We start from the raw sequence: 25,321 nt of genomic DNA, 5'->3' as shown, positions 1-25,321 counted from the left end.
GCTTTTTATTATACAGGTACCTGTTATATATGTCAAGAATTTTATACAGGTACCTTAAATAAATTAAAAGCATAAAAAAAGACGGCTGCTTTCCAGCCGTCCTCTGTGTTTCTTATTCAGCCCTGATGGCTTTCATTTCTTCCAGCACTTCGTCGAATTCTGTTTCTGCTGTCTCATCCGGTTTGGAGAAGGCATTGACGATCAGGATGGTGATCACATTCAGTAAAAATCCTGGCACGATCTCATACAGGGTGCTGCCAAGTCCGGTCTGCTTCCAGATAATGACCGTCAGCGTCCCGACAATCATACCCGACAGGGCCGCTTTCCAGCTTGTTTTCTTAGAATACAGGCCAAAGAGCACCAGCGGGCCAAAGGCCGCGCCAAAGCCGCCCCACGCGTAGGAGACCAGCCCCATAACCGTGGAGTTTGGTACCAGCGCCATGAACAGGGCAATGACTGCGATGATGATTACCGACAGACGTCCCAGATTCACACTCTGCTTTTCCGTCAGCTCCTTTTTAAAGAAAATGCGGGCCAGGTCCTCGGTGAGGGCCGAGGAGGAAACCAGCAGCTGCGAATCAATGGTGGACATAATGGCTGCCATGATCGCCGCCAGGAAAATCCCCCCGATCCACGGTGGGAAGAATTTGCGGATCATGAGCATAAACACGGTTTCCTGGGCGCCGTCTGTCAGGCCTGGGAACAGCGGAATGGACAACAGCGCCACAAAGATCGCGCCTGTCAGGGCGATGATAACCCAGACAATGGCAATGGTCATGGATTTTGGCAGCTCCTTGATGCTCTTGATCCCCATAAAGCGGACCAGGATATGAGGCTGGCCAAAATAGCCCAGACCCCAGGACGCAGCCGAAATAATGGCCATGACCGAGATTCCCCCGCCCAGCAGGTTCATGCTCAGGCCCTGGGCCGCCATGGCGTCCAGGGTGGGCTGCATGCTGCCGAGGTGGCTCAGGGCCAGAATCGGCACCACCACAATGGCAATGATCATCAGAACCCCCTGGATCAGGTCGGTCCAGCACACAGCCAGGAAACCGCCAAGGAAGGTGTAGGCCACAATAACCAGCGCGCCGATCAATACCGCGGTGGTATAGTCAATGCCGAACATCATCTGGAACAGCTTGCCGGAGGCCACCATACCGGAGGATGAATAAATGGTAAAGAAGATTAAAATGATCAGTGCAGAAATCACACGAATCGCTCCGGTCGGGTCTTTAAACCGTCTTTCAAAAAAGGTGGACAGGGTCAGGGAATCGGTTTTTTCTGTGTAGGTTCTCAGGCGCGCGGCCACGAACTTCCAGTTCAAAATTGTCCCCACACACAGACCAATGCCGATCCATACCTCTGGCATGCCGCCCAGGTAAATGGCGCCCGGCAATCCCATCAGCAGCCAGCCGCTCATGTCGCTGGCCTGGGCAGAAAAGGCGGTAACCCAGCTGCCCAGACCACGGTCTCCCAAAAGGAACCCCTCAATGCTCGAGGTCTTTTTGTAGAAATAGAGTCCTATGCCAACCAGCATGATGAGATAGATCACAAAAATAATAAATTCAGGATTTAATATCGTACTCATAACTCCTCGCTTCCTTAAAAAAATATTAATGTACTTATTTTATTAGAAAACTTGATTAAAGTAAAGCAATTTTGCATATTCTTTCATTTTTATGTATAAGTCCTCAAAAATAAAAGCCGGAGAAGCTTGCCTTTCTCCGGCTTTTAAAGGAATCAGCCTATACCGCCATAAACCAGGCCGAGTATAAATACAACCACTGCCAGCGGTACATAAACATACTTGGCGAGCGGGCCGAAATAAGCGCCCAGGGGCTTTTCTCTTCCCAGCTCCAGCTCCTGCTTAATGTCCTTGTAACCCAGAATATAGTAGATGGACACAGCGCCCAGCACTGCGCCGAAGGGCACGACAATAATGGTAATGAAATCCATCCAGGAGCCAACATTCGGCTCTGCCTCAAGGAAAAGACCGACGAGCAGCGCCACCCCCGCGCACAGGGCAACCGCGGCCTTGCGCGGCAGCCTGAAACGGGTCTGGAGCGATTCGCTCACAGCCTCAAACATATTGATGAGGCTGGTAATGCCCGCGAAGGCCACCGACAGGAAAAACACCGCCGCGAAGAGCTGGCCGAAGGGCATCTGCTTAAAGATGTTGGGCAGCGTGATAAAGATAAGCGGCGGGCCCGCGTTGGGCTCAATGCCAAAGGCAAAAACAGCGGGCATAATGGCCAGCGCTGCCAGCATGGCCGCCAGGGTGTCGAACATGGCCGTCCGCATGGAGGCCTTGGGGATATCCTCGGATTTGTTCAGGTAGGTACCGTAGACGATCATGCCTGAGCCTGTAATGGACAGCGAGAAAAACGCCTGGCCCATGGCCATGACCCAGGTATCTACCTTCAGCAGATCACTCCACTCCGGCATAAACAAAAATTTATAGCCCTCGGCCGCACCCGGAAGAAAGGCCACGCGGATAGCCAGGATGGCAAAGAGAATAAAGAAAGACGGCATTAAAATCTTGTTGATCTTCTCGATCCCTTTAGTGGCCCCGAACATGAGGATGCCCGCCGCGATGACAATGACCAGCACGTGCCAGGGCACACTGCCGAAATTGCCTGTCGCCTGGCTGAAGTAAACCGCCGCGTCTGTGTTGAGGATGGCGCCGGTGACCGATCCGGCCAGGGCGCGGATGATCCACCCCACGATGATGGCATAGCCGATGGCAATCCCAAGAGATCCCAGCAGCGGAATCCAGCCCAGAATGTACCCCAGCTTTCCTTTTCCGATTTTATTGAAGCAATACTCATAGGCTCCCAGGGTTCCAGTTTTGGCGCGCCGGCCGATGGCGAACTCTGCAGAGAGGCCCACCAGGCCGAATATAACAATAAATAAAATATAAGGCACTAAAAATGCGCCGCCGCCGTACTGCCCCACCCGGTAGGGAAACATCCAGATATTACCAAGCCCAACGGCGGAGCCGACACAGGCCAGCACAAACCCAAGGCTGTTGGTAAAGCCGCCGTTCTGATGGGTGTGCCTGCTCTCGGGCTTTTGATTCTCGTTTTTTTCCATAATTCCTCCTTTAACTTCCAATTTCTTTATCTTACCATAATCCTTCCGTTCTGCCAATGGTGTTTTCGCATCGGACAGCCACAGCCGCACAAAAAAAGATCGGCGCAATTTTGTGCCGATCTCTGTTCGTGTTTTTATTTGTTGGGAAGGCGTTTTTCCAGCGCTTCGGTCAGCTCCTCGTAGCCTGGCTTGTGCAGCAGGGCAAACATGTTTTTCTTGTAGGCTTCGACCCCCGGCTGGTTAAAGGGATTAACGCCCAGGAGGTAGCCGCCCAGACCGCAGGCCTTTTCAAAGAAGTAGACCAGCTTGCCGATGTGGAAAGCGTCCAGCCTGGACAGGTAGATGACGCCGTTTGGCACATCGCCGTCGACATGGGCCAGCAGCGTGCCCAAAAAGGCCTTTTCATTGACATCCTGCATGGTGCGATTTTCGAGGTAGTTCAGGCCGTCCAGATCTGCTTCCTCGTGCCCCACCGTCATATCGCCGTCCAGCTCGTCCACTGCCAGAATGGTTTCAAAAATATTTTTATGGCCGTCCTGGATAATCTGCCCCACAGAGTGCAGATCGGTTGAGAAATGGACAGACGCCGGGAACAGGCCCTTGCCGTCCTTGCCGTCGCTTTCGCCGTAAAGCTGTTTCCACCACTCGGAGAAATAGCGCAGAGACGGCTCGTAATCCACCAAAATCTCAATGGCCTTGCCGCGGTTGTACAGGCAGCTTCTGTAAAGGGTGTACTGGTAGCAGGCGTTATCGGCGACAGAATCCACGCCGTATTCCTCGTAGCCAGATTTGGCGCCGTCCATGAAAGCGTCGATATCAATCCCCGCAACAGCGATGGGCAGCAGGCCGACAGCGCTGTAAACCGAGTAGCGGCCGCCTACATCGTCCGGAATCACAAAGGTTTCATAGCCCTCCTGGTCGGCCAGGAACTTAAGGGCGCCCCGCTCCTTGTCTGTGGTGGCAAAGATACGGTCCTTGGTGCCATCCTTCCCGTATTTTTTTTCCAGCATTTCCTTAAAGAAACGGAAAGCGATGGCCGGCTCGGTCGTGGTGCCGGATTTAGAGATAACATTGACGCAGATATCCTGATCCTTGACCAGGTCGATGAGGTCTTTCATATATTTGCCGCTGATGTTTTCACCGGCGAAATAAATCTTAGGAGCTTTTCGGTCTGTTTCTTCATTGAAAAAGGTACTGGTAAGCGCGGTAATAACCGCTTTAGAGCCCAGGTAGGAGCCGCCGATGCCAATGACGATAAACGCATCGCAGGAGTCCTTGATTTTCTCAGCCGCTTTTTTGATACGGGCATATTCTTCCTTATCGTAAGCCACCGGGTAATCATACCAGCCTAAAAAATCACTGCCGGCGCCTGTTTTTTCCTTTAACATTTTGTCCGCCAGGCTGATCTGTGCCGCCTTGTTGTCCAATTCTTCCTGAGACAGTCCCGCATAGGAATAATCAAATCGAATACTCATATTTTATCCTCCTGATAAATAATTAATTTAAACATTGGTTTTCACTATTTGTACGGTTACCTTATAATTGTAATATAAGCGGCGAAAAGATCAAGGAAAATCACCGAATATACAATTATTTATTTTAGCACAAGATAGTAATCGTTTTACATGCCTATTATAGCATAAATTTCACCGGATTTAAAAGCCTTTCTTTAAAAAATATACCCGCCAGACTGTTTTTTATTGACCGCCCGGCGGGTAAATGTGTATTCGCTTAATTTTAACCCGCGCAGCGCTTGGGAATCACATACTGTTTGTCTTGATAGGCCGCGAATTCAACGCGGACATCGAAAATACGCTCCAGACTTTCTGTGTTCAGAATTTCATCGGGATGCCCGGTGGCGTGGATGTTCCCGTCCTTCATGAGCACCACCTGGTCAGCAAAGGTGACCGCGGTGTTGACGTCATGGATAACCGCCATAATTGTCATTCCCTTATCCTGGCAGAGGCCCCGGACGATCTCCATGGTTTCCAGCTGGTACCGCAAATCCAGGTTGCTGGTGGGTTCGTCCAGAAGCATGACCACAGGCTCCTGGGCCAGGGCGCGGGCGATAAAAACCCGCTGCCGCTCGCCGCCGCTCAGCTGGTTTAAAAGCTTGGTACTGTAATCGCTGAGCGACATCTTCTCAAGAACGGACCGGACAATCTCATAATCGGCGTCCTTCATCTTACCCTTCATATGGGGCACACGCCCGGACAGCACCATCTCAAAAACATTCAGACCGCTGTCCTCCACCTCGGTGCTCTGGGGCACATAGCCGATGCGCCTGGATTTTTCCTTTTGCGGCAGCCTCAGAAGGTCGGTGTTATCCAGGTATATCTCCCCTTTTTCGGGCTTCAGGATCCCGTTGACGCACTTGATCAGGGTACTTTTACCCGCCCCGTTTGCCCCCAGCAGCACGCACAGCCTTCCCGGCGCCACCTCGATGTTCACGCCTTTTAAAATAGGGGTCTTTCGATAGCCAAAGCTTAAATTTTTGATTGTAATCTTCATCAGACCAACCGCTCTTTCTGTTCTTTTACAATTAAATAGATAAACACCGGAACCCCGATAAAGGAGACCACAATGCCCACCGGAATGATCACCGGCGAGACGGCCACACGGCCCACTGTATCCGCCGCGATGAGCAGGATCGCGCCCGAGAGGGCGGTGAGCGGTATAAGCGCCCGGTAGTCGCCGCCGATCAGAAGCCTGGCGATATGCGGCGCCACCAGCCCCACAAAACCGATAACGCCTGTAAAGCTGACAATGGCCGATGAAATGAGCGTGACCGCAATGCCCGAAAGCAGCCGCAGCCGCATGACATTGACGCCCAGGGCCACCGCGCTTTCATCCCCGGTGGATAAAAGGTTGTAATGCCAAGCAAAACGGACGATAAACGGAAAGGTCAGGAGCAGAATAACACAGACCACGAGAATCTGCTCCCAGGTGATCTCCGAGAGGCTGCCAAAGGTCCAGTGGACAATGGCGGAGAGCTGCTGCTCGTTGGCCACATACTGCATGCTGGCATTCAGGGCTGAAAAGAAATAGTTGAGGGCAATGCCGATCAGGATGATCGTTGTTTTTCCCATGCCCTTGGCCGAGGCGATGCCGTACACCATGGCGGCACAGATAAAGGCCAGCACAAAGGCCATCATGACAGTGCCCACCTGATTGCTGCCAAAGGGCGTAAAGCCGAAAATAATGGCCAGCGATGCCCCGAAGGCCGCGGCGTTTGAAAGCCCGGTGGTAAAGGGGCTTGCCATCTTATTGCCGGTGATGGCCTGCATGACCAGGCCGCTGATGCCCAGGCCGATGCCGGAAACCAGCGCCATGGTAATGCGCGGCAGGCGCAGCTGCATGAGCACAGTGAGCTCGGTCTGGTTCAGCGCCGCCGCACCCATAAAGTGGCCGCCGGGCAGCAGGGTCGCAAACACCCGCCCCACGGTCACATTGGCAACGCCGACAAAGCAGCTGGAAAAAGCAGCAATGATCAAAAGGATCACTGCTGCCAGCATCAACGCCGCTCTTTTTTTATGATAGGCTTTTAATGTCTGCTGCTTTTCCATTACTATTGATGCTTAACCTGAAAAACATGCCCTTCTACCGGATCAACCCCCTGGATTTCCATCCATTCGTCAAAGATCGCGTCGGGGTCAACATCCTTCATCTGCTCAGGGTATAACCATTTCGCGGTATAAACCGTCCCGATCATTTTGCCCAGTCCGCCGGCGCAGAAGCCTGTTGTCACATAGAAATCGTCATTCTGGACCGCCTTTAGATCGGACCAGCCTGCGCGGCTCAGCATTTCGGAGGAGATGGTGCTGTAGTCCTCCGCTGTGGGCGGCGTGTAAACGCCGGTATTTTTGAGGGCCGGGCCGGATGAAGTCTTGATGATAAGGTCCGGGTCCTCTAACAGAATCTTTTCCGGGTCAATGGTCTTGCCGGTAATGGTAGGGTCGCCGAAAATATTGACAGCCCCGGCGTTTAAAAGCATGCTGTTCCAGCCGTCATTGCTGGTTCCCGGTATGCAGGTGGTATTTGGGTCGCCGTATTCCCAGTACACCTTTTTGCTTCCCTTGACGTCCTTAATTTTTTCGGCCACCATGTCCATGTTATCCTGGTAAAATTTTGTCAGCTTCTCGGCTTCCTTTTCCTTGCCAAACAGCTTGCCCAGAATCTCGATTTCCTTTGGCAGCTCGGCATTGTTATAGCCGGATACCACGACAACCTGAATGCCGAAGGGCTCCAGCTTTTTAATGTCCTCTTCCCATGTGCCGTTGTCCGGGGTGATGAGCACCTGGGCGCCCAGCTCGGCAATCTTTTCATAATTCAGCTCGCTCTGGCCCTTTCCGATAACATTATCCGGGTCGAACTGGCTCCAGTACACACGGTCCTGGGCTGTGTTCTTATCCACCGCCACCACCTTGTCGATGGCGCCGATCCCGCGGATCAGCTCAGAATTGTAGCGGTTGGCCACCACCACTTTCTCAAGGGGCTGGGGAATGGTTACCTCGCGCCCGGTATCATCCACCACGGTAATGCTTTTCGCCTCACTCGAATCCCCGCTCTGGCTGCACCCGGCAAAGACCGGAACCAGCAGAAGCAACGCGCACATCAGTGCAATCACTCTCTTCTTCATTTTTTCCTCCATTAAATTAAAAATTTATGTTAAATCCTTTTGGATGTCAACATCTCCCAGAAAACACAGGCACATCTAACTTTTCGGCAAATAAAAAAACCGATAAGCACTCTGCTCATCGGTCCCATTTTCCGAGATTTCATTTATTCAAACACGCCGCTGCATTCTCCCCCTGCACGTATTTCTTCTTTAAGGCAGGTCTCCTGGCTTACAGCTCCTCCGCGGCCCGCCTTCCCGGATTGCTCCAGTGGCTTTTCAGGCTTTGTCCCTGTTTACAGTGATGGGTTCGCACCGGACTCACACCGGTTTCCCTATTCTCTTATTGCTAAGCACCTCAAAGGTTATTCTGTTTTTATCATTATACCTGCTTCTATTATACTTGTCAATATCCAACCGGGGAGATTTATTTTCTGACGATAAGGCTCCAGTGGCTGCTGTAATACTGCGGCTCCGCAGGGTTATAGACGCAGGATTCTCTCAGGCTGTCCTCAAGGTGCCAGGCTTTAAAAAAGCGTTTTATGTCTGCCAGATCCACATAGAGGTGGGGCACGCCCGTCTCAGTACCGCTTTTTTCCGAGAGCAGGGTGTTGGCGTCAACGCGCCGGCTGCTGTCTGCCTGTTTATAGCCATAGCTACTCTTAGAGATGAGCGTAAGGAACAGCTCGCCCCCGGGCTTAAGATTGCATTTTATCCGCTTTATTTTAAAGGATTCCTGTAACCTTCAGCAGGCAGCAGTCATGCCCCTGCTTGATGGTCTGGAGCAGCTCGACCTCCACCGGGCGCTCAAATACGGCTTCAAAGAAGGCTTTGCTGTACCCGGCAGTACAATAGCACCAGGTCAGCGATGGGGAGGTCCCGGCCCTTTCCAGCATGGGACACTCGCAGGTAAACATCCTGGTATACAGTGCGCCGCCCTTGATGCTCCAGCCCGCCCCGCTCTCGTTGAGGTGGCTGACAAAGCGTGCCAGATCCTGCCCTTTGGACTGGTATAGCGCCTTGAAAGTCTCGGCGGTTTCCTCCAGCCGGCCATTTTCGTTGCAGTGGCAGCCCATTCTTATTTTGACAATGGTCTCCTGGTCAAAGTTTGTCTCCAGCTCCTCTGACAGGCGCTCAACCCACCTGGCTCTCTCTTCGGGCGCTGCCCCTGGCCGCAGCGGAACCCGGCGAAGGAATGCCTCTGCCTCTTCCCGGGAGATGTTTTTCTCAAGGCTCTGGCTTAACCGTTCCAGCTCCTCCTGCTCCAAAAACGGACTGACCGTTTCCGGCATACTAAAATTTTTCATGCTTCACCTCGCTTATCAATCTCTGGGGCACGGCTTTTACCCATACCCACAGCTCACCACATACCAGCCACTGCCTTCAGGCCGTTGGGCGACCCAAAAGCGCCAATACACCATACTGCGCGGCGGAACGCTGCCATCTGTCAGGAAGCCGGTACGGATCACTGATTTAAAAAGCACAGTGCTTTTTCCATTTTCCAAGACACCGCAGTCCTCGTAGGTCAGCTCGAGAAGCTCCCAGCCAAAATGCCGTTGAAAGTCCCGTTTAACAGCATGCGCCGCGGCTTCTATCTGCTCCTGTGTACAGGGTGAGGGCTTGTCGATCACCACCTTTGTTTTAGTGGTATTACCCCGCAGGCCAAAAAACACGGCCGCTATCAGGCAGAGGATGGCAGCGCCGCAGGCAGCGTGAAAAAGCGCTCTTGATTTCACAATCGATTCTCCTGCTTTCCCGGATCACATTGGCTTTAAATTTTTCTCCAGCCGCCCGGCCATCCACGCCAGGCGCTTGGCCCGGCCGGCTTCCGTTTTGGCGTCAAGATAAGCTCTTGTGTAGGTCTTTTTTACAGAAGGCGGCATATTCAGGAAGTTTTTATGAGCCTGTTCGTTTTCCCGCAGCAGCCGGGCCACTGCCTCAATCTGCTCCTCTGTGACGGGTGAGGGCCCTGCGGCGCTGTCCCACTGGCCGTTTTTCTTTGCCTCCTCGATCTTTTCCCTGCCGATGTCTGTCATCAACCCGCGTTTTTCAAGGCTTTCTGCCAAAGCCTTGTTTTTCGCGGACCATTTGCTGTTCTTTCTGCGCGCGGAAAAATACTTGATGTAGGACTGGCCGTCTACTTTTTTCATCTGGCCGTCAATCCATCCAAAGCACAGGGCTTCCTCCAGCGCCTCGCCAGCTTTTACGGTCACCAGGGCTTTTGTCTTTCCAAACACCAGCCAGACGCCTTCGCTGGACTGGCAGTTGTGGGACAGCCAGTCTCTGAAAGCCTCGCGGGTCTTAAAATATAAGGGCTCACTCATCCTCGTTCCTCCAAAAATCAAATTCTTTTCCACAGCGCCTCTGCAGGTAAAACCAGTCGGCCTTACCCATTGCCTGCGGCAGTTTATGGTTTGATTATAGCATGGTTTCCGGCTCTGGTCATGTCTTTTCCTGCTGTTTAAAGCTTCTGCCTTCCTCTTTTTTGCATAAAAAAAGACCAGCGCAGGTTTGCGCCGGTCTCAGACTTTGCTCTTTTATTTTTCGATGACAAAGTGGCCGTCCTTAAAGTCAACGGTGACCACCTGGTCCTCATCCAGGTTGCCCCGGATAATTTCCTTGCCGATCATGGTTTCAATATTCTTCTGTAAAAAACGCTTCAGCGGACGGGCGCCGTAGCTCGGGTCATAGCCCTGGTCGATGACGGCTTCCTTGGCGTCTTCACTGAGTTTTACCACAATGCGCTTATCATCCAGGCGTTTCTGGAGCTCGGCCATCATCAGGTCGACAATTCTGCCGATGGAGCGCTTGGTGAGCGGCTTGTACAGCACGATCTCATCAATACGGTTGAGGAATTCGGGCCTGAAGTAATTTTTCAGGGAATTCATGACCGCTTCCTCGGTTTCGACCAGAATGTTGCCTTCGGCGTCGATGCCTTCCAGCAGGTATTCGGAGCCGATGTTGCTGGTCATGATGATAATGGTGTTTTTAAAGTCGATGGTCCGTCCCTGGGAGTCGGTCACACGGCCGTCGTCCAGAATCTGGAGCAGCACGTTGAACACGTCCTTATGGGCTTTTTCGATTTCGTCCAGGAGAATGACCGAATAGGGTTTACGCCGCACAGCTTCTGTCAGCTGGCCGCCTTCTTCATAGCCAACATATCCCGGAGGCGCTCCGATCAGGCGGCTCACGGAGAATTTTTCCATGTACTCGCTCATGTCGATACGGATCATGTTGTCCTCAGAATCGAACAGGTTGGCGGCAACGGCTTTGGCCAGCTCTGTTTTACCAACCCCGGTAGGCCCTAAGAACAGGAAGGAGCCAATGGGGCTGTTGGGGTTTTTAATGCCCGCGCGGGAGCGGATAATGGCGTCGACCACCTTTTCGATGGGTTCTTCCTGGCCGACCACGCGTTTTCTGAGGGTATCTTCCAGATTCAGGAGCTTTTCCCGTTCGCCGGCCATCAGCCGGCTCAGGGGGATACCGGTCCAGTTGGAGATGACTTCGGCGATCTCGTCCTCGGTCACACTCTCACGGATCAGGGATTCGCCCTCGCCTCTGGCCTCGGCGGCTTCTTCCATTTCCTTCATCTTCTTCTGTAATTCCGGCAGCCTGCCGTAGGTCAGCTCTGCGGCCTTGTCATAGTCGGACTCGCGCTGGGCCAGCTCGATCTGGTGGTTAACCCGGTCGATTTCTTCCTTGATCTTCTGGACGGATTCCACCGCGTTCTTTTCGTTATCCCACTGGATCTTCATTTCATTGAAGCGGTCGCGGTATTCGGCCAGCTCCTTCTGAATCCGTTCCAGTCGCTCCTTGCTGAGCTTGTCCTCTTCTTTTTTGAGGGCGGTTTCCTCGATTTCCAGCTGGATCATCTTACGGTTGACCTCATCCATCTCTTCGGGCATGGAGTCAATTTCGGTACGGATCATGGCGCAGGCTTCATCCACCAGGTCGATGGCCTTATCCGGGAGGAAACGGTCGGTAATGTACCGGTTGGAAAGCACTGCCGCGGAAACCAGGGCGTTATCCTGGATCTTGACCCCGTGGAAGATTTCATAGCGTTCCTTTAAGCCTCTGAGGATGGTAATGGTGTCCTCAACCGTCGGTTCATCCACCAGTACCGACTGGAAACGCCGTTCCAGCGCTGGGTCCTTTTCGATATACTGGCGGTATTCATCCAGTGTGGTGGCGCCGATACAGTGGAGCTCGCCCCGGGCCAGCATTGGCTTGAGCATGTTGCCGGCATCCATGGAGCCCTTGGTTTTCCCGGCCCCCACAATGGTGTGGAGCTCATCGATAAACAGGATGACGCGTCCGTCGCTGTCCTTGACTTCCTTTAAGACGGCTTTGAGCCGCTCTTCAAACTCGCCGCGGTATTTGGCGCCGGCGACCAGCGCGCCCATATCTAAGGAGATAATGCGCTTGTCCTTTAAGCCCTCGGGCACATCGCCCTGCACAATCCGGGCAGCCAGGCCTTCGACAATGGCGGTTTTACCAACGCCCGGTTCCCCGATAAGCACTGGGTTGTTCTTGGTTTTTCTGGACAAAATACGGATGGTGTGCCGGATTTCGGAGTCACGGCCAATCACTGGGTCCAGCTTATTATCAATACAGTCCTGCACCAGGTCGTGCCCGTACTGGGTCAGGGCTTCATAGGTTCCTTCGGGGTTGTCGCTCGTGACCCGCTGGCCGCCGCGCACATCCCTTAATACTTTTAAAACCTCATCCTTTGTGACACCGTGACGATTCAGCAGCTCGAGGGCTGCGTTCTGCCTGCTCAGGCTGTAAAAGCCCAGCAGAAGATGCTCGACAGAGATGTACTGGTCTTCCATCTTCTTGGCTTCCTTATAAGCCTCGTTCATGATTTTGTCAGTGTCACGGCTGATATAAACCTTTCCGGGTTCGCGGCCCGGGCCGGTAACGCTGGGCATATTGTCAATATCGCCCTTTAATTCCTGGGTAATCGGATAGGTATTTTTACCCAGCCGTTCAAACAATCTTCCGACCACGCCGTTTTCCTGGGTCAGCAGCGCCAGGAGCAGATGCTCTGGCTGAATTTCCATGTGGTCATGGTCTATGGCAATCTGTTCGGCATTTTTGACCGCTTCGATTGATTTCTGTGTTAACATGTTCATGTCCATTAAATATCACCTACTTCTCTTAAATTTTGTATGTAAAGCCGCCATGCGGCCTGAATGAAGCGCACCCAAACCGCGCTCCGATATGTGATTCGATCCCTGCCTTTATTTCTTTGGCCTGGGATTTCCTAAAAACTGACCGTATAATTCCTCGAGCTCCTGATCCAGATTTTCATCCTCGTTGCTCTCAAAGTAGAGGTTCATGGCAGAGTCGATCATCCGCAGGTATTCGGTCAAAAAATTGGTAACAGTGCTGACACCGTTCTGTACCGCGCCGTTTTCCTTGAATTCACGGATGAATTTGTGGTTGGTCAGGTGTTCGCTGTCCTTGTCATCCACCTCATTGTTTTTGCGCTCGATGTTACAGATTTTCTGGAAAAACTGGTCAAAATGCTCGTTTAAATCCTCGGACTTGGTACGGGAGCTTACCTTAAGCACCGCGTATTTCTGCCCGTTGTCATTGACAAACTCATAGCTGTACCGCACCTTTGGACGGTACTTGTATTTCAGGCTTTTGCCAAACTGGATGCTGGAGTTTTTGTTGATCTGGCTCACCGACAGGGTGTCGCTGAGGTTTTGGTCCAGCTGCTCCAGTATTTTCTGCACCTGCTGCTCAGGTGTCTCCAGACCGATCTTCTCAGCCAAAATATCATTGATGAGCTGAGAGCGGTTGGTATTATTTTCATATGCCAGTTGATCGATCTTTTCAACGATCTCATCAAAAAGCATCAGGCTATATACACTTTTTTTCATAGTTTCCACCTCGTCTATGCATTAATAATACACCCTAACCAATATATTGTCAAATGATTTATGTAAAACACATGACATTTTATTGTATTTCTTAATCCACTTTAAGAATTAAAAGGCTTCATTAATAAATATTACCCAAAAAATTGAAAAACGGACGAAAATTTATGGAATCACTTAAAAAGCTTAGGAAAGCAGCTGATTGGGATTTTAAGGTTTATTAATTTTGGAAAACGTGATATGAGCTGATTATCGAATACAACAATAGCACAGCAACATAAAAAGATCGGCGCAAAATTGTGCCGATCTTTTTTAGCTTCATCTTCATTTTTTATTTTTAAGCACCCTGCACAGTGTGGCGCGCAGGACTTTCATATCCACGGGCTTGGCGACATGGGCGTTCATGCCTGCGTCCAGGGCAGCCTGAATATCCTCTGCGAAGGCGTTGGCAGTCATGGCGACAATGGGGATGGTCCGGGCGTCGGGCCTTGGCAGGCTGCGGATGGCCCTGGTGGCCTCAAAGCCGTTCATCTCAGGCATCTGGATATCCATCAAAACAGCGTCATAGGTGTCTGGAGCGGCGCCGTCAAAGGCCGCCACTGCCTCGGCGCCATTGACCCTGACCCGGGAATCCGCGCCGAGCATTTTCAGCAGCTCGCTGAGGATTTCGGAGTTGATCAGATTATCCTCGGCGATGAGGAAGCAGCGCCCTGCGAGCAGGCTTTCATCGGTGAGTCCCGAGCACTCGTCCTCACGGCTCGCGTTACCCTCAGACGCGCTCTGGGCGGCTGCGAATTCCAGCTCTACCCGGAAGACGGTGCCTGCCCGCTCCTGGCTTTCGGCGGTGATCTCGCCCTCCATCAGGTCCACCAGCCCCTTGGTAATGCTGAGGCCAAGGCCGGTTCCCTCAACCCGCGTCACATTGCGGTCTCTGGTAAAGGGCTCAAACACATGGATGAGGAAGGCTTCGGACATGCCCACACCGGTGTCGCTGACGATGAACCGGTAGCGGACTGCATCGGGGGCCTTGACTGGTGCAATTTCTTCAACCCGCAGTTCTACCCTGCCGCCCTCGGGCGTAAACTTGATAGCGTTGCTCAGCAGGTTGATCAGGATCTGGTTGATGCGCAGCAGGTCGCCGTAAAAGTAAGGGTGCCGGATATTTTCCGTCCGGGCGCTGTAGCTGAGGCCATTGTCCGCGGCCTGGGGCGCAATCATGGCGTTAAGCTGGCTGAGCAGGTCGGAAACGGCAATGGCCGAATGGTTAAGGGTGATCTGTGACCGCTCGATCTTACTCATGTCCAGAATATCATTGATGAGGCTGAGCAGGTGTCTTGAGGCCACGACGATTTTATCCAGGCAGTCCCTGACCCGCGCGCTGTCATCCAGGTGAGCCGCAGCCAGGGTGGTCATGCCCATGACGGCGTTCATGGGGGTGCGGATGTCATGGCTCATGGATGAAAGAAAATCGCTTTTGGCCTGGTTGGCCTTTTCCGCCAGTGACAGGGCCTTTTCCAGCGCTGCCTTTGTCCGGCGCTCGGAGGCCAGCATGTCGGTGACGTCTGCCCGCACCAGGCATACGGTTTTCTGGTTCCGGTCGCCCCACAGCACGTTGATCTGCTTATACCGTGTCTGGTCTCCCAGACGGTAGGGCAGCACAAAATCATAGCCCTCGGGCTTTTTCTTCAGGCGGTCACGCAGGGTGTCCAGGCAAAACTGCTTCTGGGCGTTGTCCTGTCCCCCGTCCGACTCGTAAAACTCTGCGAGCCGTCCGGCGGATTTTGTATAATCCTCTACCACATAGGGCGGAAGGTTCTCAAGGACGATCTGGCGTGTGTACATGGTGGTGCGGCCAGTGTCAATATCAATAAAGCCGATCATCTCAAAGGTATAAGCGATCACGTTCAGCAGTCCCTGCTGCTCTCTTATGGAATCGGTAATGTCGGTTCTCGCCAGACAGACGCGGCCCAGCCGCATGTCCAGGGTGGAGACGGTCATGTTCTTAAAAAGCAGCTCGCCCTTTTCGCCGATGACAGAATAGGAAAAGGAGTAGTCTCCCTTTGCCCTGAGCTGGTCGGGCAGGGTGCGGACGTCCAGCAGCCTCGCGACCTGGTCTTTATCCTTGGGCACAACCCGGGTGTCCAGCAGGTCGCCAATCCATTCTGAATAAATCCCCTCCTGCCCGGGCGTATCGCTATAAGCATCGTCCTTTGAGATGATCCGGTAACGGTCCTGGAAAACATCCACCTCGGCCACCAGGTCGTAGCTGGCCACAGCCAGCTTGCCCATCATGCGCTCAGAGATGGTCTGCCGGGTAATGTCTGTCACGGTGAGGATGCCGGTCACATCCCCGGTATCCGGTGTTTCCACCAGGTTTACCTTAAATTTGACATAACGCCCCTGGGCCTCTCTTGGCAGCTTGATATAGCTTTTCAGGACCACCTCGGTTTCATTCCGCTCGAAGGCAGCCAGCGAGGGCGCGTTGAGGTAGGTGTTTAAAAAGGTCTGCTGCTCATCCGGGTCCACCACGAGGCTGGAGATTCCGGTAAAAAAGATTTCCCGGACGTTTCCAAAGGTCTTCAGGAGATCGGAGCCGGTGTGGTCCATGATTTCAATGATCTGGTTCTGGGTCACATTGCAGTGGCCGATGATGAGGGCGTCGGGGTCGGGCCTGCGGTAGTGCTGCAGGATGAGGTCATTATACTTTTTGCGCATATGCTCCTGCTCCTCGCGCTCCCTGGTAATATCATGATAGCCCGCGTAGATCCGCTTTTCACCGCCGCTGCCCTGGATAAGCGACAGGGTGTTTTTAACCCACAGGCTGCTGCCGTCGCCCTTTCTCAGGCGGTAGGCCATTTCACAGTAATTCTCATCGTTGCGGATATATTCGGCCATGCGCTCGTTGACCCTGGCGCGGTCTTCAGGGTGGACGCCGGCCATGGCGTCTTTCTCACAGATCCGCCAGACCTCGTCCAGGGGCATGCCGGACAGCTCGGCAAAGCCGTCGGAAATGTACTCGGGCATCATGCGGCCATCCTCCAGGCAGCGGATGACTGCCACACCGCCGGGCAGGTTCCTGACCACTGTCTGGAAGTATTCCTCTATCCTTTCCTTTTCCTTCTGCGCGCGGACCTCCTCGGTCACATCCTGCACATATTTAATGTAGGAAGGGATGCCATTCCAGTCGGTTTCCTTAAAGCGGGTGCTGTAAAACCGCCCCGGCTCGCCCACATCCATGCTGTGGGTTTTTCCGTCGGGCGCGTGAGTCTTAAGGGTACAAAAGGCGCAGGGCGCGTCCCTGCCATACAGGGCCTTGTAGCATTTCTGGCCTGCGCAGCTCTGCTCCTCTCTGAAAAGGGCGCCGGACTCGTTCACATAGAGCAGGTCATAGTTTGCCTTGTCGATGACATAAACCCCGTCGGCAATCTCGTTGGCTATGCTCTGGAACAGGCGGGTCTCGTCCGATATGCCGGTAAACACCGCGTAAAACCCGGTGTCCTCGGACAAGGGCCCCATGCGCTGGCCGTTGAGGTGAATCCAGATCAGGCTGCCGTCCTTATGGCGCATGCGGTAGGAAACATCCAGGACGCCGCCGCTCTGGACCGCGGCGCGGGCAGCCGCGTGCACCCGCTCGCGGTCAGCCTCGTAGATAATATCAAAGACATCGTCCTGTACCATTTCCCGGTATTCCTCACGGGTATGGCCTGAAAGGGACATGATGCCGTCAGAATAAAAGGTCGGGATAAAGCGGCCGTCCTCCACCTTATAGCTGGCCACACCGCCGGGGATGGCGTTGACAATGTGTTCCAGCTTCTCGTTGGCAGCGGTCAGCTCCTTTTCCAGGCGCACCGACTCGCTGACATCGCTGTAAACCCCGTACAAAAGCTTTGTGCCATCCTCTTTTTCCTTGACAGAGCCGTCAAGGCGAATCCAGCAGTACTCGCCCTTGCGGTCATTAAAAACACGGTAGGTGTAGTGCATGGTTCCATTGCACAGAATGGCCTGCTGGATTTTTTGCCGCAGCATGCCCGCGTCCCCGGGATGGACGCCCAGAAAATCAGTGGACTGCTCCACATCCCGTATATGCTCCTCGGAATAGCCCATGATCTCATAAAAGGCCGGATTGTGGAACACAGGTAAAATCTGGATGCCGTCAAACTGGTAAACACACAGGCCGCAGGGAATACTGGTAAAGGTTTCCTCCAGCTCAGCCCTCAGCGATCTGGAGCGCTCCTCCTCCCGCTCTCTGTCGGTAATGTCCACGATGTACTCGATCTGCGCCGGGCGGTCCGCCCAGTCAACAATTTTGCCGCTGAGCTCATAGACCCGGCCGCTCTGGGGATGTTTGAACTTTCTGACTAAAAGGGTTTCCCGGCTCATTTTCTCTGCGCTGCAGAAGGGACACGGGCGGTCCTGGCCCGCAGCCTGATAGCAGGTGAGCCCCGGCTTTAACAGCTGCTCTGAAAAATGCGCTTTTGCCCGTCGGTTCGCATAAAGCAGCTCCCAGTTGTCCAGCGCGCTGACATAAATCGCGACCGGCGCATTATCCAGCACGGACGCGGTCTGATCCGCCTCCAGCACGGACAAATATTCTTCCATTAACATAATTCCCTCCTGCCCGGGCTTTGACCAAGCGCCGGGTTCTGCTGTAATTGATTAATTCTACCACAGAAGGGGCTTAAACGCAATCCACCAGTCCGTAGAGCAGGAAGGCGTCCTTAAGGTGGCGGGGCGAGGTTTCATGGCTGCCCGGCGCCCCGGCCGTGACGGCGATGTACTCCCGTCCGTCCTTTTCGGCCAGGGTGGCCAGGCACAGTCCTGCCTCCTCGGTATACCCGGTTTTTCCGCCGAGGAGGGTTACCCCATCCGGATACGGCGTGCCCATGAGACTGTTCAGCGTGCTGCTGAGTCCCACGCCACCGGGGTGCCTGTTGGTAGGCTCTGTCTGGTAATCGAAGGTTGTGAGCAGCTCCCGGAAATCCGGGTTTTTAAGCCCCGCCCTCAACAGAACTGCCATGTCCATGACAGTGGTGTAATGGCCCGGGTCATGCAGTCCGGTGGCGTTTTTAAAATGGGTGTGGGCCATGCCCAGCTCCGCCGCTTTACCATTCATCAGCTCCGCGAAGTTTTCCTCGGAGCCTGCTGTGGCGCAGGCCAGGCCCATGGCCGCGTCGGCCCCCGAGGGCAGCACGCAGCCGTACAGCAGGTCCCGGAGGGTGAGCTGCTCACCGGGTAAAAATCCGGCCACAGAGGCCCCAGAGCCGCTCAGGCAGTCAAAAACCTCCCCGGGCAGGGTGACGGTGTGGTCCAGATCCTCAAACTGGTCCAGGATCACAAGGACTGTCATGAGCTTGGTGAGTGAGGCGGGATAGATCTTTTCACCGCTGTTCTTCTGGAACAGCACCTCGCCGCCGTCCAGGCGCATGAGCACCGCGCTCTCGCTGTACAGGCCGGCGCTGCCCATGGCGTTCACGGGGTGGGCCGGCCCTCCTGGGCTTATGGCCTTAAAGGCAAAGACGACCATGTAAAGGCTGAGCCCCGCGATGATCAAAAACAGCGCAGGCCGCCCCCTGGCCTTTCTTTTTCTTCTCCGGCTGATGATATTTCTTCGGTTGTCATTCATAAAAAACAGCTCCTTTCTGATGGTTCAATTAAACCACAGAAAGGCGCCGCGTTTTTTAACCTTTGTTTCTTTTTCCATTAAGATTTTCTTAACCCCGCAGGGGCAGCGTGACGGTAAAGGTGGTGAGGCCGGAAACGCTCTCGGCCTTTATGCCGCCGCCGTGGGCCAGGACGATCTCCCGGGCGATGGCAAGGCCAAGGCCCGCGCCGCCGGAGGTGGTGGATCTTGCTGTATCGAGCCGGTAGAACTTCTCAAAAATACTCTCGAGCTTGTGGGGCGGGATGGTTCTTCCCCTGTTTTTAAAGGTGACAACCGCTGTGTCCTGCGCCGTTCTCGCCTCAATTTCGATGACTGTTTCCGGGTCGCTGTAGGCCACGGCGTTTTTGAGGATGTTGTTGAACACCCGGGCCAGCTTGTCCGCGTCGCCTTCCAGGTCGATGCTGCCGTCTGTCTTAAACTCGGCCTGTTTGTTCTGGGCTGTAAAAATGGGGTAGAACTCATCCACCATCTGCATGAGCATATAGGAGAGGTGGACCTGCTCCTTTTCCAGCACCACGGTCTGCAGGTTAAAACGCGTGATGTCAAAGAACTCATTGATGAGCTGCTCCAGGCGGCAGGCCTTGTCCAGGGTGATCCTGGTGTACTTTGCCCGCTGCTCCAGGGGCATGTCCGGCGCCTCCTCCAGAATGTTCAGATAGCCGATGACAGAAGTCAGCGGGGTCTTGATGTCGTGAGCCAGGTACACCACCAGGTCATTTTTGCGCTGCTCAGCCTCCCGCGCGTCCCGGGCGCGCTTTTCCAGCGACTGGCGCACCTGGTTCATCTTCTTCTCCATAAAGTCCAGCTCCCCGGGCAGCTCAATATACTCAGACTTCTCGCCGGCCAGGGCGTCGATCCCCCGGCTGATTTCATTAAAATACCGGGTAAAGCGCGTCATCCCCCAGTAAAAAATGGCGCAGAGCAGCACCACGTAGCCCGCGGCCATCCACAGCCCCTTGTTGTTCTGGAAAATCCCCCGGTAGAGCATCTCGGCCCGCTCCCCGCTGGTGAAATGAGCGAAAATATAAACCATGTAGTCGGCAAAGCGGTCCTGGAAAACCCCGTCCACAAACAGGACCATGAGCACCCAGCCCACCAGCAGGGCGGCGAGCGCAGTCAGCAGCACCTGGAGCAGGATCCGGCGTTTCAGCCTTTTAAAGGGATTATCCAATTTTATACCCCACGCCCCACACGGTCTTTATGTACCGCGGGTTTTCCGCCGAATCCTGCATTTTTTCCCGGAGGTGGCGGATATGGACCATGACCGTGTTGTTGCCCGTAAAATATTTCTCACCCCAGACTTCTTTAAACAGCTCCTCGGAGCTGATGACCCGCCCCCTGTTTTTGCAGAGGGTCCACAGGATGGAAAACTCAATGGGCGTGAGCTCCACAGGCTTCTCGTCTAACGTACACACATGGGTCTCCCGGTTGAGCGTAAGGCCGCGGTAGGCGGCTATGGCCCCGGCCTCCTGCTGCCCGCCGTTGTAGCGCTGGGAACGCCGCAGCTGGGCCTTTACCCGGGCCACCAGTTCCAGGGGCCGGAAAGGCTTGGTCACATAATCGTCCGCGCCGATGGCAAGTCCGGTGATCTTGTCAATCTCCTCCTCCCTGGCGGTGAGCATGATAATGGGAAAGGTGTACTTTTCCCGGAGCCTGCGGCACAGGGTAAAGCCGTCCAGCTCTGGCATCATCACATCCAGCACGGCCAGCTCCGGCGGGTTTTCAAGGCCCGACGCCAGCGCTTCCTGTGCGCTGTAAAATTTGCGTACGGCGTAGCCCTCGTTGCCCAGATAAAGCTCCACCAGATCCGCGATTTCCTGTTCATCATCTACTACTAATATTTCCGTCTGCATTTTTCATTTCCTCTTTAAGTATTATGGTTTCTCTTTTATTGTATCTGAACATTGCGTGAATGTCCTTGTCTTTTTCTTAGTGACCTCTTAAGATTTTCTTAAATTAAAAGCCGCCCTGCCCTCTGGCCTGTTTCGGGCCGGAGCAGGACGGGTGTTTTTAAAACAGGCGCCCTCTAAAAGCGAAAGCGCGTGTCCTCAAGGAATTTCCGCCTGCCGGGGTTGCCCTCGGCCCGGTAGATGGCTGGCGCGCCCAGATCGTAGACCACTGACCACACCGTGTCCTTTCCGGTCCTCCGGTCATACTGGCAGATGAACCCGTCGCGGCCGGACAGCAGCGCCATGGCCCCGGGCAGGCCCATGTCCCCTGCTTTTTTGTCCAAGGCGCGGGTGAGCGTCTGGTAGCGGGGCTCTGCCTCCCAGTCGTCCAAGGTTTGGTCGCAGTAGGCGGCCATGGGCGCAGAGTGAAAGCGGTTGGTCGCGCACACATAGGGCTTTTCCTCTGTGGGGCGGATCACCTCCACGCGGTCCCGGTTGGCCTCCAGCACGGCAATGCTGCCGCTCCTGTCCGCCACGGTAAAGGTCTGGGCCGAGCTGATGGGCAGCTCCTGGATACAGCCGATGACCTCCTCGGTGCTGCGGCATTTTTCCAGAAAATACCGCAGCAGCATGCCCGCGTTCATCCCCGGCTTTATGGCGTGGGGATAGACTGCAGTAAGCCCGGCCGCCAGTCCGTGGACGTTCACGCCGTCCTCCATCTCAATAAAGGCCGTAGAATTGCCGGTAAAGTCGATGGCTTCACCCAAAAAGCGGTAGATGGCATTGGTGTTGGTGTTTTCCAGAGATACCAGGAAATCACTGTTTCGGCCAAAGAGAACCTTGTCCCCGCCAGCCACGGCAAAGCAGGAGCAGTGACAGGCCGGAGGCATGGCGTACATGCTGAATAAAAAGGCGCGCAGCGGCTCCGCAGCGCATTTCTGCCCGTCGGCCACGCCCTGTATTTCCTCCAGAATCTCGGGAAAATATTGCTGGTACACAGGCACGCAGTCGGCCGCAAAGCGCAGCCGTTCCTCTGTTATTGGAAAATCAATGCGCTCCAGAAGCCTGCTGCCATGTTCTCTGAGCAGGGTTCCCCAGCGGAACCCAATGTCATAATGGTTCCCTTTAAATCGGTTGTGATACATGTTTTTGCTCTCCTGTTCTTTTATCGTTTTAGAGAGCTACCGGTAACTCTGGTTTAATGGTAATTGAATAAAAATTTATTGTCAACAGGTTTATTAATAAAGGTTTTTATCATCCTCCACTTTGTTACTTTTTCTGATTATCGTCCATCATCTCACCAGAGCGATCCCTATTAAATCAATTGATTTTCGCGATTCGCTCTCTTTAAAACCCACGGAGCACCCCGGTGAACAGCCAGGCGGCCTGCCACACAACCACCGCCGCCACACATACAGCCACCAGAAGATAGAAAGCCCTCATGGCCTTGGATTCTGTACATCTGACTGAACAGGCCAGGAAAATCAGCCAGATACTATAGGATAAAATGGTCATTACACTGCCTCCCCAAAAAACAGTGATAAAAAACAGAGTATTCACGATTTTCATTCCGTTTTCCGAGAAAAGCTTTATTTTTAAAGACTTCAGCATGGGGCCGCTCCTTTCTGCAAAACACGGCTCACAGCGTATTCACCCTTTTATTTTATGGGCGGTGATGATCGTATAGCTGTGGGCATTGACGGTTATTTCACAGCCCTCTGTCCGGACATACCAGTTCTTGCCCCTTCTTTCCATCGCCGCGTCCTGGTTTAATATCCTCGCTCTGCACCACTGCACAGCGTCCACGTCCCCGATGGACAGGTTCTTCCTTATACGCACCGCGCCCATTTCGGTGGTGTGCAGCTTATCAATATTGGCCACTAAATCATTCATTGTCTGCCCAGCTCCTTTACCATGATGTACTCCTCGCTGTTTTCGTCTGCCACCTTAAAGCCAAGGCGGCGGTACAGCCTGACCGCGCCATTAAGCTTCTGGACAGACAGGGAGACCTGTCCCCAGCCCTTTTTCGCGAGACTGGAAAGCATTGCCCGCATCAGCTCTGTGCCGATTCCAAGGCCCCTGTACGCTTTAAAAAGGGCGATGGCAAGGGATGGCGTTTGGGCGTCGACATGCCCATAGTCCTCCATGATCCGCGCCCAGACCGCTCCAATGACCTTTCCGTCCACCTCGGCCACCAGGGCATAATCCGCCTCCTGGCCACCGAAGCCACGCACATAGACCTGCAGCTCCGGGGCGTTTACAATGGCTTTTGGCGGGGCCTCAGCCCCCTCTGGTATAAAGATCGCCTCGTATAAAAAATCCTTTAGCAGCGGGTATTCCTGTTTCCGGATCTCCCGGATGGTTTTATTCATTGTCTGCCTTCTCCTTATCTCCCGAACTTTCATGATATGGGGTATTTTAACATAATCCGCACACCCCGTCTATTTTCCTGGGCGGATTCTGGATTTTTAAAGGGGCCTGTCGCACTGAAAAAGTGGCAAAATGACGCCCGTCGATATTAAAGGTGCGGCGGCGTTTTTAAGTCTATGGATTGTACAAAAAAGCTGTCCGCGGATTAAAAGAGCACCCGGTTCGAGATTAAAATGCACACCGCAGGTGTCGCATTTTACCGAGAGAGGGTGTTTTTAATCCACGGACAGCGCCAAGGCTATCAAGCTTCCGTAATCCTTTGACGGTATTTTCTGCTTAACGATGCACGATAATCCCCATCGTTAAAGTTACGGATTGATTTTCTCTTTTTTAGTGATGGCGAAGCCCATTTGCCTGTAGAGCGCGACCGCCCGCGCATTCCACTGTGCCACATGCAGGGTGATAGGTGCTTTGTTCTCCTGTCTTATGCGCTGTATTGCCCATAAAAGAAGCTGCCTTCCATACCCCTTTCCCTGACTGACTTTCCTCACAATCAGGTCATCAATCTCATTGCCATAGCAGGACACTGCGCCGATGATGCTGCTGTTATCCAGAAGAATATAAATATTGCACAGCTTATCTTTCAGATCGTCACTATCTGCGTAGACATTGACTGGATTGATTCCCAGAGCCCTTCTCATTTCATAGAAGCAATCGTTGTATATTTTCCTGTACTCCTCCAGATACCCGTAATCTAACGGGACGCAGACAATCCCTGCCGCCCCGGCAGTCTCGTCAGGATAACACATCTCATAAACAATCATTGATTTCACACGTCTTTTCCAAAATAACACGCGAGCGCCCGCCCCACAAACGCCGACGCCCCAGGACCCTTTTGCCCGTCGATGGTTTTGATCAGCGCGTCGTTGTGGAGGTACCAGTCGATCATCATATCCCAGTAGTGCTCGCCCTTGTCAATGTTCAGCTCCGCGGTCTCCCCCAGGGCGATGAGTTCGCCTACAATGGTCTGTACCTCCGGCGACGCGGGGTCCTTTTCCCTGCTGCTGTACAGCTTTTCCATGAGGGCCGCGTTTTTCTGGACCGTGCCGTCGCTTTTCATGGCCTCCATTTTTTCCATGTTCTCAGAAAAATGGCTGATGCTGTCCCTCATGGCCGCGGTATATTTCTCAACGCTGCCATACTGCCTTATTGCGAGTCCCGCGATATGCGCTTCATCTGCTTTTACCTTTTTTATAAACTGCTCAAAGGCCTCCACGCTGCCCCAGTGGCGGGCGACGGTCCCGGCGTTTTCGGTTTTAAATTCCTCCAGTATCTGAAGATATCCGCTCAGGTCAAAAGCGTCAAAACTCACGCAGGCTTCCCCCTTTTCCAGCTTATCCAGAAGGGCGAGAAGCTTATCCAGCCGGTCGCGCCTTGCCTTAAGCAGCTCCCGCTGCTTTTTAAAGGCCCTTGCCCTGTCAAAGCCCGGATCTGCCATGATTTCCCGGATGTCCTTTAACGGAAAATCCAGCTCCTTAAAAAACAAAACCTGCTGCAGGGCTTTCAGGGCCTCATCATCGTAGAGCCGGTACCCTGCCTCTGTAACCTCGGTGGGCTTAAACACGCCGATTTCATCATAATACTGCAGGGTCCGGACACTCACGCCGGTCAGCGCCGCCACTTGTTTTACGGTTCTCATTAAAATCAACTCCTGTCTCATTGATGGTCAAGAGAGCGCCGCAGACGAACCGGCCGTTATTCTCTCCGCTTTGCCTCTTTAACCCGATTGTACACTATCACGCAG

22 protein-coding genes and 1 riboswitch are annotated in these 25,321 nt (G+C 53.6%); of the genes, 1 reads left to right on the top strand and 21 read right to left on the bottom strand.

All coding sequences use genetic code 11. From position 1 onward, the window contains the following. Window positions 1-112: 112 nt before the first annotated feature. From putP to FYJ53_RS06945, 6 genes are all read right to left on the bottom strand, one after another. Window positions 113-1,588, bottom strand: a complete 1,476-nt coding sequence (gene putP / locus FYJ53_RS06970; RefSeq protein ID WP_013379818.1) for a sodium/proline symporter PutP — start codon at window positions 1,586-1,588, stop codon at window positions 113-115. 152 nt (window positions 1,589-1,740) lie between these two features. Continuing rightward, entirely contained in the window at window positions 1,741-3,093 is a 1,353-nt protein-coding gene (locus FYJ53_RS06965) for a sodium-dependent transporter (RefSeq protein WP_041689842.1), read from the bottom strand. Window positions 3,094-3,227: 134 nt separating this feature from the next. Next, window positions 3,228-4,568: a glucose-6-phosphate isomerase gene (locus tag FYJ53_RS06960; RefSeq protein ID WP_154557241.1), complete on the bottom strand. Its 1,341-nt coding sequence runs from the start codon at window positions 4,566-4,568 to the stop codon at window positions 3,228-3,230. A 262-nt stretch (window positions 4,569-4,830) separates the two neighbouring features. Then, entirely contained in the window at window positions 4,831-5,604 is a 774-nt protein-coding gene (locus FYJ53_RS06955; RefSeq protein ID WP_013379815.1) for an ABC transporter ATP-binding protein, read from the bottom strand. Next, the gene (locus tag FYJ53_RS06950; RefSeq protein WP_013379814.1) at window positions 5,604-6,659 is read right to left on the bottom strand and encodes an iron ABC transporter permease; all 1,056 of its coding nucleotides are present in this window, start codon (window positions 6,657-6,659) and stop codon (window positions 5,604-5,606) included. Before FYJ53_RS06950 ends, FYJ53_RS06955 begins: the two co-directional genes overlap by 1 nt. 2 nt (window positions 6,660-6,661) lie before the next feature. Then, the gene (locus FYJ53_RS06945) at window positions 6,662-7,732 is read right to left on the bottom strand and encodes an ABC transporter substrate-binding protein (RefSeq protein ID WP_041689841.1); all 1,071 of its coding nucleotides are present in this window, start codon (window positions 7,730-7,732) and stop codon (window positions 6,662-6,664) included. Between the two features lie 175 nt (window positions 7,733-7,907). Continuing rightward, window positions 7,908-8,084: riboswitch (cobalamin riboswitch) on the bottom strand. A 75-nt stretch (window positions 8,085-8,159) separates the two neighbouring features. Here FYJ53_RS06945 and FYJ53_RS06940 point away from each other — a divergent pair. Continuing rightward, a complete protein-coding gene (locus tag FYJ53_RS06940) occupies window positions 8,160-8,450 on the top strand; it encodes a hypothetical protein (protein WP_013379811.1) in 291 nt (96 codons plus the stop codon). Here FYJ53_RS06940 and FYJ53_RS06935 read toward each other — a convergent pair. From FYJ53_RS06935 to FYJ53_RS06865, 15 genes are all read right to left on the bottom strand, one after another. Next, a complete protein-coding gene (locus FYJ53_RS06935; RefSeq protein ID WP_013379810.1) occupies window positions 8,434-9,015 on the bottom strand; it encodes a DUF6144 family protein in 582 nt (193 codons plus the stop codon). The genes FYJ53_RS06940 and FYJ53_RS06935 overlap by 17 nt on opposite strands. A gap of 36 nt (window positions 9,016-9,051) precedes the next feature. Next, entirely contained in the window at window positions 9,052-9,444 is a 393-nt protein-coding gene (locus tag FYJ53_RS06930; RefSeq protein ID WP_013379809.1) for a hypothetical protein, read from the bottom strand. Between the two features lie 24 nt (window positions 9,445-9,468). After that, complete coding sequence (locus FYJ53_RS06925; protein WP_013379808.1) at window positions 9,469-10,032, bottom strand: YdeI family protein; 564 nt, start codon at window positions 10,030-10,032, stop codon at window positions 9,469-9,471. A gap of 213 nt (window positions 10,033-10,245) precedes the next feature. After that, window positions 10,246-12,849 carry an ATP-dependent chaperone ClpB gene (clpB, locus tag FYJ53_RS06920; RefSeq protein ID WP_154557240.1) on the bottom strand — a complete coding sequence of 868 codons (2,604 nt, stop codon included), beginning with the start codon at window positions 12,847-12,849 and terminating at the stop codon, window positions 10,246-10,248. Between the two features lie 102 nt (window positions 12,850-12,951). Beyond that, window positions 12,952-13,599 carry a hypothetical protein gene (locus FYJ53_RS06915; protein WP_013379806.1) on the bottom strand — a complete coding sequence of 216 codons (648 nt, stop codon included), beginning with the start codon at window positions 13,597-13,599 and terminating at the stop codon, window positions 12,952-12,954. A 321-nt stretch (window positions 13,600-13,920) separates the two neighbouring features. Next, window positions 13,921-18,201, bottom strand: a complete 4,281-nt coding sequence (locus tag FYJ53_RS06910; protein ID WP_013379805.1) for a PAS domain-containing protein — start codon at window positions 18,199-18,201, stop codon at window positions 13,921-13,923. 73 nt (window positions 18,202-18,274) lie between these two features. Beyond that, window positions 18,275-19,219: a D-alanyl-D-alanine carboxypeptidase family protein gene (locus FYJ53_RS06905; protein ID WP_070081174.1), complete on the bottom strand. Its 945-nt coding sequence runs from the start codon at window positions 19,217-19,219 to the stop codon at window positions 18,275-18,277. Between the two features lie 88 nt (window positions 19,220-19,307). Beyond that, window positions 19,308-20,429: a sensor histidine kinase KdpD gene (locus FYJ53_RS06900; RefSeq protein ID WP_013379802.1), complete on the bottom strand. Its 1,122-nt coding sequence runs from the start codon at window positions 20,427-20,429 to the stop codon at window positions 19,308-19,310. Further along, a complete protein-coding gene (gene vanR / locus FYJ53_RS06895; RefSeq protein WP_013379801.1) occupies window positions 20,422-21,111 on the bottom strand; it encodes a VanR-ABDEGLN family response regulator transcription factor in 690 nt (229 codons plus the stop codon). The genes FYJ53_RS06900 and vanR overlap by 8 nt, the downstream gene beginning before the upstream one ends. A 173-nt stretch (window positions 21,112-21,284) precedes the next feature. Then, window positions 21,285-22,292, bottom strand: a complete 1,008-nt coding sequence (locus FYJ53_RS06890) for a C45 family autoproteolytic acyltransferase/hydolase (protein ID WP_013379800.1) — start codon at window positions 22,290-22,292, stop codon at window positions 21,285-21,287. Window positions 22,293-22,494: 202 nt separating this feature from the next. Beyond that, window positions 22,495-22,662, bottom strand: coding sequence for a hypothetical protein (locus FYJ53_RS06885; RefSeq protein WP_154557239.1), 168 nt, complete (start codon window positions 22,660-22,662; stop codon window positions 22,495-22,497). Window positions 22,663-22,797: 135 nt separating this feature from the next. Then, on the bottom strand, window positions 22,798-23,040 hold the full coding sequence (locus FYJ53_RS06880) for a DUF3781 domain-containing protein (RefSeq protein WP_013379797.1): 243 nt from the start codon (window positions 23,038-23,040) through the stop codon (window positions 22,798-22,800). Continuing rightward, window positions 23,037-23,519 (bottom strand): GNAT family N-acetyltransferase, encoded by a 483-nt coding sequence (locus FYJ53_RS06875; RefSeq protein ID WP_013379796.1) that lies wholly within the window; start codon window positions 23,517-23,519, stop codon window positions 23,037-23,039. Before FYJ53_RS06875 ends, FYJ53_RS06880 begins: the two co-directional genes overlap by 4 nt. A gap of 366 nt (window positions 23,520-23,885) precedes the next feature. Next, window positions 23,886-24,341: a GNAT family N-acetyltransferase gene (locus tag FYJ53_RS06870; protein ID WP_050814097.1), complete on the bottom strand. Its 456-nt coding sequence runs from the start codon at window positions 24,339-24,341 to the stop codon at window positions 23,886-23,888. 5 nt (window positions 24,342-24,346) lie between these two features. Continuing rightward, window positions 24,347-25,216, bottom strand: coding sequence for a MerR family transcriptional regulator (locus FYJ53_RS06865; protein ID WP_154557238.1), 870 nt, complete (start codon window positions 25,214-25,216; stop codon window positions 24,347-24,349). Window positions 25,217-25,321 lie beyond the last annotated feature (105 nt).

Origin of the sequence: Eubacterium sp. BL-380-WT-2B (assembly GCF_009696115.1) — a bacterium.
GTDB lineage: Bacteria > Bacillota > Clostridia > Eubacteriales > Eubacteriaceae > Eubacterium > Eubacterium callanderi.
The sequence above is the reverse complement of the archived record's forward strand: the minus strand, read 5'-3'. Positions and strand labels throughout refer to the sequence as shown.

What these genes read in the sequence shown, in the direction of transcription:
- putP (WP_013379818.1), bottom strand. Translation starts at nt 1,588, where the DNA reads ATGAGTACGATATTAAATCCTGAATTTATTATTTTTGTGATCTATCTC.
- FYJ53_RS06965 (WP_041689842.1), bottom strand. Translation starts at nt 3,093, where the DNA reads ATGGAAAAAAACGAGAATCAAAAGCCCGAGAGCAGGCACACCCATCAG.
- FYJ53_RS06960 (WP_154557241.1), bottom strand. Translation starts at nt 4,568, where the DNA reads ATGAGTATTCGATTTGATTATTCCTATGCGGGACTGTCTCAGGAAGAA.
- FYJ53_RS06955 (WP_013379815.1), bottom strand. Translation starts at nt 5,604, where the DNA reads ATGAAGATTACAATCAAAAATTTAAGCTTTGGCTATCGAAAGACCCCT.
- FYJ53_RS06950 (WP_013379814.1), bottom strand. Translation starts at nt 6,659, where the DNA reads ATGGAAAAGCAGCAGACATTAAAAGCCTATCATAAAAAAAGAGCGGCG.
- FYJ53_RS06945 (WP_041689841.1), bottom strand. Translation starts at nt 7,732, where the DNA reads ATGAAGAAGAGAGTGATTGCACTGATGTGCGCGTTGCTTCTGCTGGTT.
- FYJ53_RS06935 (WP_013379810.1), bottom strand. Translation starts at nt 9,015, where the DNA reads ATGAAAAATTTTAGTATGCCGGAAACGGTCAGTCCGTTTTTGGAGCAG.
- FYJ53_RS06925 (WP_013379808.1), bottom strand. Translation starts at nt 10,032, where the DNA reads ATGAGTGAGCCCTTATATTTTAAGACCCGCGAGGCTTTCAGAGACTGG.
- clpB (WP_154557240.1), bottom strand. Translation starts at nt 12,849, where the DNA reads ATGGACATGAACATGTTAACACAGAAATCAATCGAAGCGGTCAAAAAT.
- FYJ53_RS06915 (WP_013379806.1), bottom strand. Translation starts at nt 13,599, where the DNA reads ATGAAAAAAAGTGTATATAGCCTGATGCTTTTTGATGAGATCGTTGAA.
- FYJ53_RS06910 (WP_013379805.1), bottom strand. Translation starts at nt 18,201, where the DNA reads ATGTTAATGGAAGAATATTTGTCCGTGCTGGAGGCGGATCAGACCGCG.
- FYJ53_RS06905 (WP_070081174.1), bottom strand. Translation starts at nt 19,219, where the DNA reads ATGAATGACAACCGAAGAAATATCATCAGCCGGAGAAGAAAAAGAAAG.
- vanR (WP_013379801.1), bottom strand. Translation starts at nt 21,111, where the DNA reads ATGCAGACGGAAATATTAGTAGTAGATGATGAACAGGAAATCGCGGAT.
- FYJ53_RS06890 (WP_013379800.1), bottom strand. Translation starts at nt 22,292, where the DNA reads ATGTATCACAACCGATTTAAAGGGAACCATTATGACATTGGGTTCCGC.
- FYJ53_RS06885 (WP_154557239.1), bottom strand. Translation starts at nt 22,662, where the DNA reads ATGACCATTTTATCCTATAGTATCTGGCTGATTTTCCTGGCCTGTTCA.
- FYJ53_RS06880 (WP_013379797.1), bottom strand. Translation starts at nt 23,040, where the DNA reads ATGAATGATTTAGTGGCCAATATTGATAAGCTGCACACCACCGAAATG.
- FYJ53_RS06875 (WP_013379796.1), bottom strand. Translation starts at nt 23,519, where the DNA reads ATGAATAAAACCATCCGGGAGATCCGGAAACAGGAATACCCGCTGCTA.
- FYJ53_RS06870 (WP_050814097.1), bottom strand. Translation starts at nt 24,341, where the DNA reads ATGATTGTTTATGAGATGTGTTATCCTGACGAGACTGCCGGGGCGGCA.
- FYJ53_RS06865 (WP_154557238.1), bottom strand. Translation starts at nt 25,216, where the DNA reads ATGAGAACCGTAAAACAAGTGGCGGCGCTGACCGGCGTGAGTGTCCGG.